Here is a 1,664-nt window from a genome sequence, read left to right as displayed (position 1 = left end):
AGAGAGACATCTCACGTGCCTAAGAAGTCAAGCAGCGACGGCGAGATCGGCTGAGGAGGAGGTGAAGGCATGCTGTTCGTCGAAGGGCTGTCGAGTCTGCAGGCAGTGGTAGAGCTGCCCGATCATGCGATTGAACAGGTGTCGCTGGGCCTGGGCATGCCAGTCTCCGTGCTCGCGCCGTCTCCGGTAGTGGGTGTCGGCTCCGGGCGAGGCTTTGAGTGCTGCGAAGGCCCATTGGTGGCCGGCGTTGGCCAGGCGGTTGTTCTTGATGAAGCGGCGGCCGACGAACCGCTTCTTGCCCGAGGCACGCGTGATGGGGGCCGAGCCGGCGTAGGCCTTCAGCGCGCGGGCGTCGGCGAAGCGTTCACGGTCATCGCCGGTCTCGGCGAGCACCCGGGCGCCGAGCTGGACGCCCATGCCGGGGAAGCTGAGCATGATCTCAGCGTCCGGGTGCTGGAGAAAAGACGCTTCCACCGCCTTGGCGAGGTCGTCCGCGGCCCGGCAGACGGCATCCAACTGAGCAAGCAGTGCCAGCAGTTGGGCGCCCATGGCATCCTCGACCAGGGGCGGCTGATGGGCCTGCTCGGCGCGCAGAGCGGTCTTGATCCGCTCGGCTTCGGCATCGATACCACGGACGCGTCCGGCGCGTTTGAGGGCGGCCCGGACCTGCGGCAAGGTCAGCCGGGCTGCCGCGCGGGGCGTCGGGGCAGCGGCCAGCACGGCGCGGGCCTCGGGACGGGCCAGTCCGCCCTGCTTGCCGAGGAAGGCGTCCAGGGCGACGGGGTAGTACTCGCGCAGCAGCGAGCGGACCTGGTTGCCGATCTGCTGGCGGGACCAGACCGCGTCCTGCTGGGCGCGGGCCAGGACGGCGACGGCCCTTGCGAGGTCGCTGTCGTCAGGCAGCGGCCGGTGGGCGTGCATGTCGGTGCGCAAGATGTTCGCCAGCACCAGAGCATCGCCGGGGTCGGACTTCTTGCGCGAGACGCCGTGCCGGTCCCGGTAGCGGGCCGCGGCGAGCGGGTTGATCGCGAAGATCTTCCGCTTTCCGGTCCGCAGGGCCGCCACCAGCAGGCCGCGGGAGGTCTCGATGGCCACCGGTATCGGCTCGTCAGGTCTGTCGCCGTACTCGGCCAGCAGGTCCAGAAGCAGCCGGTAGCCGGCCGCGTCGTCGCTGATGCGGCGCTTGGCCAGCAGGGTGCCGTCCTGGTCGACCAAGGCCACATCGTGATGCGCCTCGGCCCAGTCGATCCCGCAGAACACAGTCAAGCCGATCTCCCATCCTCGTGCGTTTGCTCAGGTGACAAGCCTGTGTGGGCCACGCGGCGACCTAATCCCAGGACTCAACGGTCCGCCATCTCACTAGCCGTTCGCGGCACCAGCGCACCGCACGGGCCCCGGTCTTCGCCAGAGCTCCAGGGCTCGCGGACAACAAGGGGGTCACCATGCGGCGGGCTCACACCACGACGATCAACGTCCAGCACAGGCCAGTGAGTTTCGCGGCGGCCCGAAGACACCGGGCGCCACCGTTCTCTCTCGAGGCCTCACGGGCCGGGAACCGACAGGAGTCAACCCGGTGCCCACGCAGCCACCACGAAACCCACCACATCGACAGTCCGGACAGTCCCCGCTGGGACGAACCGGAACCGCTTACTCAAGGATTAGGA

The 1,664-nt window shown here is 68.7% G+C and carries 1 protein-coding gene; it reads right to left on the bottom strand.

Features of this window, described 5'->3' with window-relative positions; all coding sequences use genetic code 11:
- Window positions 1–27: 27 nt before the first annotated feature.
- Complete coding sequence (locus tag BIV23_RS44955) at window positions 28–1,266, bottom strand: IS110 family RNA-guided transposase (RefSeq protein ID WP_071386762.1); 1,239 nt, start codon at window positions 1,264–1,266, stop codon at window positions 28–30.
- Window positions 1,267–1,664 lie beyond the last annotated feature (398 nt).

Source organism: Streptomyces monashensis, assembly GCF_001866665.1.
Lineage (GTDB): Bacteria > Actinomycetota > Actinomycetes > Streptomycetales > Streptomycetaceae > Streptomyces > Streptomyces monashensis.
This window is presented reverse-complemented; position numbering and strand designations above follow the sequence as displayed.